Below are 11696 nucleotides of genomic sequence, written 5' to 3'. Positions count from 1 at the left end.
CGCGTGCCGCCGCGGCTGCGTCGGGTGCGGGCCACGAACCGAAGCGCGCGGCCGATGCCGGCGCGCACGCGCAGAAGGATGCACCGGCTGCCCGCGGCACGGCTGCGGGCGGCTACGGGCCGCGTCTCGCGAAAACCGCCGCACCGGCCGACAAGCCGGCCGCGAAGCCCGCGCTCCTGCGCCCGGCGCTGAACGGCGAGAAGCCGGCGGCGGCCACGGCCGGCACGTCCGACGACGACTGGGAGACCTTCTAAACCATGCCGCACGCGCGCGCGCCGTTTCGACCTGATGCACCGGATGCCTCGCCTCGCGCGGGCGAGCCGGGGCGCGACTTCGCGTTCACGGGCGCGGATTTCGCACGCATTCGCGCGCTGATCCATCAACGCGCGGGGATCTCGCTGTCCGAGCACAAGCGCGACATGGCGTACAGCCGTCTCGCGCGCCGCTTGCGGGCACGCGGTCTCGACACGTTTCGCGACTACCTCGACCAGCTCGAGCAGGAAGACGATCCGCTCGAGTGGGAAGCGTTCACCAACGCGCTGACGACGAACCTGACCGCGTTCTTCCGCGAGTCGCACCATTTCCCGATCCTGTCGGATTTCGTGAAGGGGCGGCCGGCGCCGGTATCGGTCTGGTGCTCCGCGGCGTCGACCGGCGAGGAGCCTTACTCGATCGCGATCACGTTGATCGAGGCGCTCGGCGAATCGGCCGCGCGCGGCGCGTCGATCCTCGCGACCGACCTCGACACGCAGGTGCTCGCGAAGGCGGAGGCCGGCATCTACACGTATGACCAGGTCAAGCACCTGGCGCCGGAGCGGCTGAAGCGCTTCTTCCTGAAGGGCACGGGCGCGCAGGCCGGCCGCGTGAAGGTGCGCCCCGAGCTGCGCGCGATGATCCGCTTCGAGCAGCTGAACCTGACCGATGCGGATTACGGGATCGCGAAGCCGTTCGACGCGATCTTCTGCCGCAACGTGATGATCTATTTCGACAAGCCGACGCAGGGGCAGGTGCTGTCGCGCTTCGAGCCGCTGGTGAAGCCGGGCGGGCTGCTGTTCGCCGGCCATTCGGAAAACTTCACGTATGTCACGCAGGCGTTCCGGCTGCGCGGCCAGACGGTGTATGAACTGACCCGCGACGCTGCACAGGGCGCGCGGCCGCGTGGCGCGCAGGCGCCCACGATGGCGTCGCCCGCGCGCCTGCATGCCGCGGGTGCCGCATCAGCTCTTGGAGAGCGCGGATGAGTGCCCTGCCGATCGCAACCAATCGCTACTTCGACAACCACTTCGGCCGTCCCGGCGTGAAGCTGTTGCCGAACGAGTTCTACACGACGTCCGAGGACATGGTGCTGATGACCGTGCTCGGCTCGTGCGTCGCCGCGTGCCTGCACGACCCGTACGCGGGCATCGGCGGGATGAACCACTTCATGCTGCCGGACGACGGCGCCGATCCGGGCGCGGCCGCGTCGGAATCGATGCGCTACGGCGCGTACGCGATGGAAGTGCTGATCAACGAGATGATCAAGGCCGGCGGGCGCCGCGAACGCTTCGAGGCGAAGGTGTTCGGGGGCGCTGCCGTGCTGGCCGGGATGACGACGATCAACATCGGCGACCGCAACGCGGATTTCGTGCGCCGCTACCTGGCGCTCGAACGCATCCGCATCACGGCGGAAGACCTGCAGGGCGTGCACCCGCGCAAGGTCGCGTTCATGGCGGCCACGGGGCGCGCGGCGGTGAAGAAGCTGCGGCTGCAGGTGCCGGGCGTCACCGAGCGCGAAGCCGCGCTCGCCCGCGAGGCCGATCGCGCCCGCGCGGCACGGCCGCGTCCGCACGTCGAGCTGTTCGCGGCGAAGCGTCCGGCCCCGCCGCAGCCGGCACGCCCGCGCATCGAGCTGTTCGGCGCGCGCAGCGCGGCGCCGGCCGGCGGCGAGCGGGCGGCGAACCTATCAAGAAAGCAGGAGGCATGACCGCAGTGCAGAAGATCAAAGTGTTGTGCGTCGACGATTCGGCGCTGATCCGCAGCCTGATGACCGAGATCATCAACAGCCAGCCCGACATGACGGTGTGCGCGACCGCGCCCGATCCGCTCGTCGCGCGCGAGCTCATCAAGCAGCACAACCCCGACGTGCTCACGCTCGACGTCGAAATGCCGCGCATGGACGGGCTCGACTTCCTCGAGAAGCTGATGCGCCTGCGGCCGATGCCGGTCGTGATGGTGTCGTCGCTGACCGAGCGCGGCTCGGAGATCACGCTGCGCGCGCTCGAACTCGGCGCGGTCGATTTCGTCACGAAGCCGCGCGTCGGGATTCGCGACGGGATGCTCGACTACGCGGAAAAGCTCGCCGACAAGATCCGCGCGGCGTCGCGTGCGCGCGTGCGCCAGGCGCCGCAGCCGCAGGCCGTCGCGCGCGCGGCGGACAGCCACCCGGCCGCGCCGATGATCAACAACCCGCTCGTCAGTACCGAGAAGCTGATCATCATCGGCGCATCGACGGGCGGCACCGAGGCGATCCGCGAAGTGCTGACGCCGCTGCCGCCGGATGCGCCGGCCGTGCTGATCGCGCAGCACATGCCGCCGGGCTTCACGAAATCGTTCGCTCAGCGGCTGAACGGCCTGTGCCGGATCGCGGTGAAGGAAGCCGAGCACGGCGAGCGCGTGCTGCCGGGTCACGCGTATATTGCACCGGGCCACGCGCACCTGTTGCTTGCGAGAAGCGGGGCGAACTATATTGCGCAACTGTCGGACGAACCGCCGGTCAACCGGCACCGCCCGTCGGTCGACGTGCTGTTCCGCTCGGCGGCGACGCACGCGGGCAAGAACGCGATCGGGGTGATCCTGACCGGGATGGGTCGCGACGGCGCGGCCGGCCTGCTGGAAATGAAACGCGCGGGCGCTCACACGTTCGCGCAGGATGAAGCAAGCTGCATCGTGTTCGGGATGCCGCGCGAGGCGATCGCGCTCGGCGGCGCGGACGAGATCGTGCCGCTCGGCGAGATGAGCCGCCGCGTGATGGCGCGCCTCGCGACGATGGGCGACCGCGTGCAGCGCGTTTGAATGGAATGTCACGGGGCGCGTGCCACGATACGCGTCCCGACGGAAACGAATCTGGAAAGGAACGACGATGGACAAGAGCATGAAAATCCTGGTGGTGGACGATTTCCCGACGATGCGCCGGATCGTCCGCAACCTGCTCAAGGAACTGGGCTACTCGAACGTCGACGAGGCCGAAGATGGTCTCGCCGGCCTCGCGCGCCTGCGCGGCGGCGGCTACGACTTCGTGATCTCGGACTGGAACATGCCGAACCTCGACGGCCTCGCGATGCTGAAGGAAATCCGCGCGGACGCGACGCTCACGCACCTGCCGGTGCTGATGGTCACGGCCGAGTCGAAGAAGGAGAACATCATCGCGGCGGCGCAGGCCGGCGCGAGCGGCTACGTCGTGAAACCGTTCACGGCCGCGACGCTCGACGAGAAGCTGAACAAGATCATCGACAAGATGGCGAAGGCCGGGAGCTGACGTGAACGAGCCGATCCATGCAGCGCTGACGGGCGCCGGGTTCAGCGCCGACGGCCACGCCGAAGGCGCCGATTTCGCGAGCGACCGCATTCTCGCGCGTATCGGCCATGTCACGCGCACGCTGCGCGACTCGATGCGCGAGCTCGGGCTCGACAAGCACGTCGAGCGGGCGGCGGAAGCCGTGCCCGATGCGCGCGACCGGCTGCGCTACGTCGCGACGATGACCGAGCAGGCCGCCGTGCGCGTGCTGAATGCGATCGAGGTCGCGAAGCCGATGCAGGAGCGCATCCAGAACGAGGCCGAGGCACTCGACGCGCGCTGGGCGCAGTGGTACGCGGCGCCGATCGAGCACGCGGAAGTGCGCGAGCTGATGGACGATACGCGCTCGTTCCTGCGCACGCTGCCCGAATCGACGTCGGCGACCAGTGCGCAACTGCTCGAGATCATGCTCGCACAGGATTTCCAGGACCTGACCGGGCAGGTGATCAAGAAGATCATGGACATGGTCTACCTGATCGAGCAGCAGCTCCTCACGGTGCTCGTCGAGAACATCGCGCCCGAGCGGCGCGAGCAGTTCGCGGCCACCGCGGCTGCGCTCGCGGCCGAGCAGATGAGCTCGACCGGCAGCCCCGAGTCGCTGCTGAACGGCCCGCAGATCGCGCCGGAAGGCAAATCCGACGTGGTCCAGGACCAGGGTCAGGTCGACGACCTGCTCGCCAGTCTGGGCTTCTGACCCTGTCGCATGCATCGGCGCGTCGCGAGTCGCGGCGCCGCCCGATGCACGCGTCACGCTTCCCCCGCACTGCTTTCCCACGCCGGTCTCACCCGCGAGGCCCACGGGGACCCCGCGTCAAATTGACACTTCGACACACTCAGCAGGCATACTACGCGTCAGCAGCAACGTAGCGTCATTCGTAAGATTTTGTATGTTGACAGGCGGCGCGGGCCCGATGGCCGCACCGTCGGCAACGAAGCCAGTCCCTTGGGGGGGAACGTGAAGCTGAAACGCTTGGGCTGGGCCGTCGCGCACGCGGCGGCTGCAATGGGTGTGTTGTGGAGCGTCCACGCACACGCGGAACTGGGCGGCGCGCCGATGACGCCGCCGGCGGACGATCAGGCCGCAACCGTGCGCGCGCTGCAGCGCGCGATGCGTCCCGCAGACGGCGTGCAGACGAGCACGGCCACCTATACCGTCCGCGAGATCACGCTCGGATCGGGCACCGTCATCCACGAATACACGTCGGCCGCCGGCAGCGTGTTCGGCCTCGCGTGGCAAGGGCCGACGATGCCGGATCTCGCCTCGCTGCTCGGCAGCTATTTCCCGCAGTACACCGCAGGCGTGCAGGCGGCGCACAAGGCGCGCGGCTGGCGCGCGCCCGTGTCCGTCGACACGAGCGGCCTCGTGATCCGGACAGGCGGCCACATGGGCGCCTTCTCGGGCCAGGCCTGGCTGCCGGCGGTGCTGCCTGCCGGCCTGACCGGCACCGACATCCAGTGACAGCGGGAGAGCGATCTTGAGAATTCCTCGTACATTCAAGCGCTGGCTCGGCGTGCTGGGCCTCGCGGCGGCGACGGCCGTCCTCGTGACGGCCTGCGGCGGCGGCGACGGTGGCGGCAGCAGCTCGGGCAGCAACGGCAACGGCGGCAACAACGGTAACGGCGGCTCGGACGGCAATTCCGGGAACACGGCGGTCATCACCGTCAACGCCGGTGTCGCGAACGTGATCAACATCCCGACCGTCAGCGTGAAGGTCTGCGCGCCGGGCACGTCGAACTGCCAGGTGGTCAACAACGTGCTCGTCGATACCGCGTCGTACGGGCTGCGGCTCGTCGGCAGCGCCGTGTCGGGCGTGCTCGGCAACCTCCCGCAGGTGACGAGCGGCGGCGCGCCGGTCGCCGAGTGCGGCAAGTTCGTGTCGAGCTATACGTGGGGATCGGTGCGCACGGTCGACCTGTCGATCGGCTCCGAGCAGGCGAGCTCGCTGCCCGTGCAGATCATCGGTGACCTCGGCACGACGAACGTGCCGAGCTCGTGCACGAACGGCGGGGCATCGGCCAACTCGGCGAGCGCGCTCGGCGCGAACGGGATCCTCGGCATTGGGCCGGCGCCGGTCGACTGCGGCACGACCTGCGCGACGTCGACGTCGACGAACAACAACTACTACGCGTGCCCGAACGGCGACAACGCGAGCTGCGCGGTCGCGCTCGTGCCGGTGGCGCAGCAGGTGGCCAACCCGGTGCATCGCTTCGCCGACAGCAGCGGCGTGAGCGTGACGATGCCGGCCATCTCGAACAACGGGCAGGCGAGCGCAACCGGCACGCTGACGTTCGGCCTGCCCGACCTGACCGGGAAGACCGTGATGACGTCGACCACGACGGGCGACGTCAGCGCGACGTTCCTCGGACGCAACGTGACCGCGTTCTTCGATACGGGCTCGAATGCGTACTTCTTCAACGATTCGTCGCAGACGGTCTGTTCGAGGAACGCGCAGTTCTACTGCCCGTCGGCGGCGACCACCTATTCGGCGACGCTGACCGGCCAGAACGGCGTGAGCGGCACGGTATCGATGCCCGTCACGAACGCGGATTCGCTGTTCTCGAACTCGTCGACGTTCGCGTTCAACGACATCGCGGGTCCGTTCGGCTCGTCCAGCTGGCTCGACATCGGCATGCCGCACTTCTACAACAAGACGATCTACTTCGGGATGGACAAGACCGCGAGCGGCGGCGCGGCGCCTTTCGTCGCGTTCTGACGCCCGACGGCGGTACGCAGGGAAAAGGGGGCGAGCGATCGCCCCCTTTTTTTATCCGGGCGCGGTGGGCGGCATGACGGGTCGGACCGGAGCGCCGCCGCATGCGGGCGGAGCGCCTACGATGTAATACCGGCCCCGTGCCGGCACGACATCGAGGAGACAGCGCCATGAGCCCGCGCATACAACGCATCACGCCGTTCCTGTGGTTCGACCGCGACGCCGAGGCGGCCGCCGGTTTCTACGTATCGGTGTTCGACCACGCGCGCATCGTGCACGTCGCGCGCTACGGCAAGGCCGGCGCGCACGCATCCGGCAGCGCGGAGGGCGCGGTGATGACCGTCTCGTTCGAGCTCGACGGGCAGGCGTTCGTCGCGCTGAACGGCGGCCCCGTGTTCCAGATCACGCCGGCCGTGTCGTTCGTCGTCAACTGCCGGGACCAGGACGAAATCGACCGCTACTGGGCGCGCCTGTCGGAAGGCGGCGACGAGCGCGCGCAGCAGTGCGGCTGGCTGCGCGACCGCTTCGGCGTGTCGTGGCAGGTCGTGCCGGTGCAGCTGCCGGAACTGATGACGGGCGATCCAGGGCGCGCCGAGCGCGTGATGGCGCAGGTGATGACGATGAAGAAGCTCGATCTCGGCGCGCTGCAGCGGGCGGCGGCGGGTTAGCACGTGCCTGTCGATGGCCTGAACAGGCTCCAGGGGCCGAGCAGGCCCGTCAGCGCCGGAAGCGGGCGCCAGACCGGTGGCCGGCCGCCAGCGCGCAGGCGAGCGACAGCAACGGAACGAGCCGATGACGGAGCATGGTGCGGTTCGACCGGAATCGGGAATCGGGCATCGGGCATCGGGCATCGGGAATGGCGAAGGGTAGTGCGCTTTGCACGTCTGCATAATGCCGGCCGGTTAATCGAATGCGGCACACTCGCGCCGATTATCGAATGCACCCGATTTCATTCGGATGTAATCAAATTCTGGATTATCCAGGGCTGTAGTTTCTGTCAGGTCTTCAAGATTATTAAAATGACGCGGCATGCAAGTCGCGTGGCGCGGCGTTACGCTGTTGCAACCGTTCCCATGCTGTATCGGCGCGCCGCGAGAGCGGGTAGGCGCACCGCCCGGCATGCGAAAAGAGATGGAGCCCGGCGAAATTCAAACATATAATGCCGGCGTTGTTTCCGGGGTCGTCAATATAAAACATGAGGGTAATAAAATGAATTTTTCAGAAGCTGTTCGTTCCGCACTTAATAAATACGCGACATTCGAAGGCCGCGCGCGTCGTGCCGAATACTGGTATTTCGCGCTGCTGAGCTGCATTCTGTCGCTCGGCGCGCAAGTCATCGGCGCGGCCGGCCGCAACGCGGGCCTGATCACGCTGTTGCTGCTCGGCGCGCTCCTTCTGGTTTCGCTGGCGCTGATCATTCCGAGCATCGCGGTCAGCGTGCGCCGGCTGCACGATACGGGCCGCTCGGGCTGGTTCCTGCTGCTCGCGCTGATTCCGATCGTCGGCGGCATCCTGCTGCTCGTGTGGATGTGCTCGCGCGGCACCGAAGGCCCGAACCGCTTCGGCGCGGATCCGATCGCGGCGGCCTGACCGACGCCGGCCCCGACGCGCGACGCCGTCGCGTCGGGGCCTGATTTCGCGTCGCACCCGCGGCGCCGCTTCACGGCTGCACCGTTTCCACGCTTTTTCCTCGCTTCACGTCGTCGTCGCTCCGTCCGGAGCCGACACCCCGCGATCGCACCGACCGGCACGTTTTTCCGCCGCGCCGCGCACCGTTCCGTCCCCCGTCCGGCCCCATTCACACCGGCTCGCCCGATTCCCCGAAATACCCCCCTTTCCCGGCTTTGCTCGACCGATCGGCGTTTGACGCCTCCATGAATAATCGGTGTCACTGGAAAGCGGCATTCCGCCGTACCCGACTGGAGGCCCCGTGGCAGACGAGAGCGATCTCGACAAGACCGAAGCCGCCACTCCCAGGCGCCGCGAGAAGGCGCGCGAGGAGGGGCAGGTCGCGCGTTCGCGCGAACTGGCTTCGTTCGCGCTGCTCGCGGCCGGGTTCTACGGTGCGTGGCTGCTTGCGGGCCCGTCGGGCGGGCATCTGGAGGCGATGATGCGCGGCGCGTTCACGTTCGATCGCGCGACCGCGTTCGACACGAACCGGATGCTGTCGGCGGCCGGCAGCGCGAGCCTCGAAGGCTTCGCCGCGCTGTTGCCGATCCTCGCGCTCACCGGCGTCGCCGCGCTGCTCGCGCCGATGGCGCTCGGCGGCTGGCTGATCTCGTCGAAGACGTTCGAGCTGAAGTTCGACCGCCTGAACCCGATCTCGGGCCTCGGCCGGATCTTCTCGATCCAGGGGCCGATCCAGCTCGGCATGTCGCTCGCGAAGACGCTGGTCGTCGGCGGGATCGGCGGCATCGCGATCTGGCGCAGCAAGGACGAGCTGCTCGGCCTCGCGACACAGCCGCTCGGCGTGGCGCTGCCCGATGCGCTGCATCTGGTCGCCGTGTGCTGCGGCACGACGGTCGCCGGGATGCTGGTGGTCGCCGCACTCGATGTGCCTTACCAAATCTGGCAGTACAACAAGAAGTTGCGCATGACGAAGGAAGAAGTGAAGCGCGAGCATCGCGAGAACGAAGGCGATCCGCACGTGAAGGGGCGGATCCGCCAGCAGCAGCGTGCGATCGCGCGCCGCCGGATGATGGCGGCCGTGCCGAAGGCCGACGTGGTCGTGACGAACCCGACGCACTTCGCGGTCGCGCTGCAATACACGGACGGCGAGATGCGCGCGCCGAAGGTCGTCGCGAAGGGCGTGAACCTCGTCGCCGCGCGCATCCGCGAACTCGCGGCCGAACACAACGTGCCGCTGCTCGAAGCGCCGCCGCTCGCGCGTGCGCTGTATCACAACGTCGAACTCGAACGCGAGATTCCCGGCTCGCTGTACTCGGCCGTCGCCGAAGTGCTCGCGTGGGTCTACCAGCTCAAGCGCTTCCGTTCGGAAGGCGGCGCGTTCCCGGCGATGCCGGTCGATCTGGAGGTGCCGGCCGATCTCGACAAGGGCGCGTCGGTGTCTGCCGACGATGAACGCGAGGAAGCCGAAGATACGCTCGGCAAGCAAGGAGCCTCCGCATGAGCACCCCGACCGGCCTGTTCGCGAAGCGCCCGAACATGCTCGCGGGTACCAACCTGCGCGCGCTCGCGGGCCCGATCCTCATCTGCATGATTTTGGGGATGATGATCCTGCCGCTGCCGCCGATGCTGCTGGATCTGCTGTTCACGTTCAACATCGCGCTGTCCGTGATGGTGCTGCTCGTCAGCATGTACACGATGAAGCCGCTCGACTTCGCGGCGTTCCCGAGCGTGCTGCTGTTCTCGACGCTGTTGCGCCTGTCGCTGAACGTCGCATCGACGCGCGTCGTGCTGCTCGAAGGCCACACGGGCCCGGACGCGGCCGGCCAGGTGATCGAGGCGTTCGGCCACTTCCTCGTCGGCGGCAACTTCGCGGTCGGTATCGTCGTGTTCGTGATCCTGATGATCATCAACTTCATGGTGATCACGAAGGGCGCGGGGCGGATCGCCGAAGTGTCCGCGCGCTTCACGCTCGACGCGATGCCCGGCAAGCAGATGGCGATCGACGCCGACCTGAACGCGGGCCTCATCAACGAAGAGCAGGCACGCAAGCGCCGCCTGGCCGTGTCGCAGGAAGCCGAGTTCTACGGGTCGATGGACGGCGCGTCGAAGTTCGTGCGCGGCGACGCGATCGCCGGCCTGATCATCATGGCGATCAACGTGATCGGCGGGCTGATCGTCGGGATGGTCCAGCACGACATGACGTTCGCGGCCGCCGGCACGAACTACACGCTGCTGACGATCGGCGACGGCCTCGTCGCGCAGATCCCGTCGCTCGTGATCTCGACCGCGGCCGGCGTGATCGTGTCGCGCGTCGCGACCGACGAAGATATCGGCACGCAGATCACCGGCCAGCTGTTCACGAACCCGCGCGTGCTGGCCATCACCGGCGCGATCATCGTGCTGATGGGGCTGATCCCCGGCATGCCGCACTTCGCGTTCCTCGCACTCGGCGGCGGCTCGATCTGGCTGGCACACACGCAGACCAAGCGCGCGGCGGCCCGCAAGGCGGCCGGCGACCTGACCGACATCGCACCGCCCGCCGTGCTGCCGTCGGACAGCCACGAGGCGACCTGGGACGACGTGCAGCTGATCGACCCGCTCGGCCTCGAAGTCGGCTACCGGCTGATCCCGCTCGTCGACAAGAACAGCGACGGCGAACTGCTCAAGCGCATCAAGAGCATCCGCAAGAAATTCGCGCAGGAAATCGGCTTCCTGCCGCCGGTGATCCATATCCGCGACAACCTCGAACTGCGGCCGAACGCGTACCGGATCGCGCTGAAGGGCGTCGAGATCGGCGTCGGCGAAGTGTTCCCGGGCCAGTGGCTCGCGATCAATCCCGGCCAGGTGACGGCCGCGCTGCCGGGCGCCGTCACGCAGGATCCCGCGTTCGGGCTGCCGGCCGTGTGGATCGACGTCGCGATGCGCGAGCAGGCGCAGGTGTACGGCTACACGGTGGTCGACGCGAGCACGGTCGTCGCGACCCACCTGAATCATCTGGTCGTCCAGCACGCGGCCGAGCTGCTCGGCCGCCAGGAAGTGCAGTCGCTCGTCGAGCGCACCGGCAAGGACGCGCCGTCGCTCGTCGAGGACCTCGTGCCGAAGACGATTTCGCTGACGACGCTGCAGAAGGTGCTGCAGAACCTGCTCGAGGAAGGCGTGCCGATCCGCGACATGCGCACGATTCTCGAAGCCGTGTCCGAACACGCGGGCCGCGGCGACGCGTTCGAGATCACGGCCGCGGTGCGGCTCTCGCTCGGCCGCGCGATCACGCAGCAGTGGTATCCGGGTGCGGGCGAGATGCAGGTGATGGGCCTCGACTCGAATCTCGAGCGCGTGCTGTCGCAGGCGCTCGCCACCGGCGCGAACCCGGGCCTCGAACCCGGCCTCGCGCACAACCTTCTGACCGGCACGCAACAGGCGATGCTGCGTCAACAGAATCTCGGGCTGCCGCCCGTGCTGCTCGTGCAGCACGCGCTGCGCGCGATGCTCGCGCGTTTCCTGCGCCGCAGCCTGCCGCAATTGAAAGTGCTGTCGTATGCCGAAGTGCCGGACACACGCACGATCAAAGTCGTTAACGTCATCGGGGGTTCCGCTTGAACATTCGCAAATTCACCGGCGCTACGAGCCGCGACGCACTTCGTCTGGTGCGCGAGGCGCTCGGCGCCGACGCGGTCGTGCTGTCGAACCGCACGCTCGATGACGGTAGCGTGGAAATCGTTGCACTCGCCGATTCGGACCTGGCCGCCGTGACGCCGCCGGCCGCGGCGCGCCCGCGCATCGCCGCGCCGCGCGTGCCGGAATCC

The 11696-nt window shown here is 68.0% G+C and carries 11 protein-coding genes and 2 pseudogenes; all 13 read left to right on the top strand.

The genetic code is table 11. From position 1 onward, the window contains the following. A pseudogene (locus BDI24065_RS40195) lies at positions 1–254 on the top strand (methyl-accepting chemotaxis protein); the annotation flags it as partial. Between the two features lie 3 nt (positions 255–257). Beyond that, a complete protein-coding gene (locus BDI24065_RS40190) occupies positions 258–1241 on the top strand; it encodes a CheR family methyltransferase (protein WP_175035847.1) in 984 nt (327 codons plus the stop codon). Beyond that, positions 1238–1963, top strand: a complete 726-nt coding sequence (cheD, locus tag BDI24065_RS40185) for a chemoreceptor glutamine deamidase CheD (protein ID WP_175035846.1) — start codon at positions 1238–1240, stop codon at positions 1961–1963. Before BDI24065_RS40190 ends, cheD begins: the two co-directional genes overlap by 4 nt. Next, positions 1960–3051, top strand: a complete 1092-nt coding sequence (locus tag BDI24065_RS40180; protein ID WP_175035845.1) for a protein-glutamate methylesterase/protein-glutamine glutaminase — start codon at positions 1960–1962, stop codon at positions 3049–3051. The genes cheD and BDI24065_RS40180 overlap by 4 nt, the downstream gene beginning before the upstream one ends. Before the next feature lie 67 nt (positions 3052–3118). Beyond that, positions 3119–3514 (top strand): chemotaxis response regulator CheY, encoded by a 396-nt coding sequence (cheY, locus tag BDI24065_RS40175; RefSeq protein WP_006485893.1) that lies wholly within the window; start codon positions 3119–3121, stop codon positions 3512–3514. Between the two features lies 1 nt (position 3515). Continuing rightward, complete coding sequence (cheZ, locus tag BDI24065_RS40170; RefSeq protein WP_175035844.1) at positions 3516–4247, top strand: protein phosphatase CheZ; 732 nt, start codon at positions 3516–3518, stop codon at positions 4245–4247. Positions 4248–4508: 261 nt separating this feature from the next. Beyond that, positions 4509–5012 carry a DUF2844 domain-containing protein gene (locus tag BDI24065_RS40165; protein ID WP_175035843.1) on the top strand — a complete coding sequence of 168 codons (504 nt, stop codon included), beginning with the start codon at positions 4509–4511 and terminating at the stop codon, positions 5010–5012. Positions 5013–5028: 16 nt separating this feature from the next. Beyond that, complete coding sequence (locus BDI24065_RS40160; RefSeq protein WP_175035842.1) at positions 5029–6267, top strand: DUF3443 family protein; 1239 nt, start codon at positions 5029–5031, stop codon at positions 6265–6267. A 167-nt stretch (positions 6268–6434) separates the two neighbouring features. Further along, positions 6435–6932: a VOC family protein gene (locus BDI24065_RS40155; RefSeq protein WP_175035841.1), complete on the top strand. Its 498-nt coding sequence runs from the start codon at positions 6435–6437 to the stop codon at positions 6930–6932. Positions 6933–7293: 361 nt separating this feature from the next. After that, positions 7294–7854, top strand: coding sequence for a DUF805 domain-containing protein (locus tag BDI24065_RS40150; protein WP_368040807.1), 561 nt, complete (start codon positions 7294–7296; stop codon positions 7852–7854). Positions 7855–8194: 340 nt separating this feature from the next. After that, positions 8195–9394 (top strand): flagellar biosynthesis protein FlhB, encoded by a 1200-nt coding sequence (gene flhB, locus BDI24065_RS40145; RefSeq protein WP_175035840.1) that lies wholly within the window; start codon positions 8195–8197, stop codon positions 9392–9394. Continuing rightward, entirely contained in the window at positions 9391–11490 is a 2100-nt protein-coding gene (flhA, locus tag BDI24065_RS40140) for a flagellar biosynthesis protein FlhA (protein WP_175035839.1), read from the top strand. The genes flhB and flhA overlap by 4 nt, the downstream gene beginning before the upstream one ends. Continuing rightward, a pseudogene (gene flhF / locus BDI24065_RS40135) lies at positions 11487–11696 on the top strand (flagellar biosynthesis protein FlhF); the annotation flags it as partial. The gene flhA and the pseudogene flhF, both read left to right, overlap by 4 nt.

The sequence above is a fragment of the Burkholderia lata genome, from assembly GCF_902499025.1.
GTDB classification, from domain to species: Bacteria; Pseudomonadota; Gammaproteobacteria; order Burkholderiales; family Burkholderiaceae; genus Burkholderia; species Burkholderia lata_C.
This window is presented reverse-complemented; position numbering and strand designations above follow the sequence as displayed.